We start from the raw sequence: 1,885 nt of genomic DNA, 5'->3' as shown, positions 1-1,885 counted from the left end.
AACTGGCTGAAATTTTAAAATTAGTAAGCGAGCTAGGCCGCATAACCGGCGAGCTAGAAAGCAAAATTTAATCAGCCCGCGTAGTTTAAATTTAACGGGTCAAATTTGACCGCTCTATTACAGTCCCGCTTCGGCTCTTAGCCGCGCGGCATACATCTCACGCAGGCGCGGTACGTATTTGCCGACTGTGCCGCCGCCGATCGCCCTGCCGTCTGCTTTTACGATCGGCAGCACCATCAGCGTTGCCGCGCTGATGAAGGCCTCATCGGCTTCATAAACCTCGCTCATTCCAAACGCCCGCTGCTGCACGCTAAGCCCCGCCTGCTCGGCAAGGCCTAGGATCACCTTGCGGCGGATGCCCGGCAGTATGTCGTTTGAAAGCGGCCGCGTGATGAGGACGTCATCTTTGATGATAAACGCGCTGGAGCTCGAACACTCGGTAACGAGCCCGTCCTCGATCAAAAAGCACTCATAAGCGCCCGCCTTGTGGGCCTCGTGCTTTAAGATACACTGGGCTAAAAGCGAGATCGATTTTATATCGCGCCTATGCCAGCGGATCTCGGGCAGACTTACGATCTCGATCCCCTCTTTTGCGAGCGGATTATCAAAAATTTGCGTATGATAGACAAAGGCAAAGACGCTGGGCTCTATGCCGCGGACGTAATCAAAATCCCGCATCGCCGCGCCTCTTGTGATCTGAGTGTAGAAAGCGCCCTCGCTCACGCCGTTGCGAGAGATAAGCTCATATAAAATTTCCTCATATTTTTCGCGAGAATATGGAATTTTCAGCTCGATCTGCGCGGCGCTACGCTCAAAGCGCTCCCAAAAATCCGCTCTGTCGCAAATTTTAGAATTTACCACGGGTGCTACTTCATAGATGCCGTCTCCAAGCACGAAACCGCGATCAAAAGGGCTTATCGCAGCCTCTTTGGCTTTGCAAAATTTGCCGTTAATATAAACTATCTCGTCGCCGCTCATTCCGCTGATTTCAAACATAATCTCTCCTTGAAATTTCGCACTATTTTATCTTATAACAATTTAATTTAAGATATAATTCCGCAAAAATCGAAGGAAACCCGATGGATAAATCAAATTTTAAAGATAGGCTTTTAGAAATTATGTTTCATGTGTCGCATAAACCCGTGCTTTTCCGTGATTTGCTCGAAGCCAACGCCGAGTTTAACGACGGGATGCTCGTCGATCCTTCGAAGCTAAATTTTAAATTTAACTACGGCAAATCCTACGTGATCTTCGCTTGCTTCGCATTCGTCTGCGTTATGTTTTTGATAACGCTGACGCACGCGATGTTTGAAAAGATCGACTTTCACTTCTCCATTTTATTTACGATCATAGCGACGTCGGCGGTTTTTATCGGCTTTGATTGCTTTAAAGCGTGGGCTAGAAAAAAGCTAACCCACGAGCTCATCAAACGCGCTTGGGCGAACCATTTTCTCTACTTTCCTTACGAAAAATACAGCCGCATAGTCGAAAATATCTACAACGAAGCGCTCAAAAATGACGTGCCTAGACGCGAGCTAGAACAATACGTGCTAAGCAAAATCGTAGAAGTTGGCGAAAAATAGTTTTAAAATACCGCAAAATTCTATAACACAAAACAGCATTTCAACCCAAGCAAATTTTAAAATTTTATTGCGCCAAGAGCAGCTCGATCAATCGGCGGACGCAGTAAAAATAAGATAGATAAAATGCATTAGCGCGTGAGCGAGGCTAAATTTTTAAATCGCTGGCTAAATTTTAAAACGTGGCACCGCTTGCGGGCGCTCGATCTTGGCTTTAAAATAGTTAAATTTAGCGCTGGCACCCGCAAGACGTTTCGGCTACCTGATTTTTGCGGTGCCGAAGCAAAGCCCGTTTTCGTCGCACT

2 protein-coding genes are annotated in these 1,885 nt (G+C 46.7%); one reads left to right on the top strand and one right to left on the bottom strand.

The window, feature by feature from the left end; genetic code table 11:
* Positions 1-117: 117 nt before the first annotated feature.
* Positions 118-996, bottom strand: coding sequence for an aminotransferase class IV (locus Q0236_RS04965; RefSeq protein ID WP_297915690.1), 879 nt, complete (start codon positions 994-996; stop codon positions 118-120).
* An 83-nt stretch (positions 997-1,079) separates the two neighbouring features.
* Here Q0236_RS04965 and Q0236_RS04960 point away from each other — a divergent pair, with 83 nt between their 5' ends.
* Positions 1,080-1,583 (top strand): hypothetical protein, encoded by a 504-nt coding sequence (locus Q0236_RS04960; RefSeq protein WP_297904971.1) that lies wholly within the window; start codon positions 1,080-1,082, stop codon positions 1,581-1,583.
* Positions 1,584-1,885 lie beyond the last annotated feature (302 nt).

It is taken from the genome of uncultured Campylobacter sp., assembly GCF_938031315.1.
In the GTDB taxonomy this organism is placed as follows: domain Bacteria; phylum Campylobacterota; class Campylobacteria; order Campylobacterales; family Campylobacteraceae; genus Campylobacter_B.
Note: the sequence above shows the minus strand (reverse complement) of the source record. Positions and strands in the feature narration are given on the sequence as shown.

Coding starts and splice junctions, on each gene's coding strand:
- Q0236_RS04965 (WP_297915690.1), bottom strand. CDS start 996: ATGTTTGAAATCAGCGGAATGAGCGGCGACGAGATAGTTTATATTAAC.
- Q0236_RS04960 (WP_297904971.1), top strand. CDS start 1,080: ATGGATAAATCAAATTTTAAAGATAGGCTTTTAGAAATTATGTTTCAT.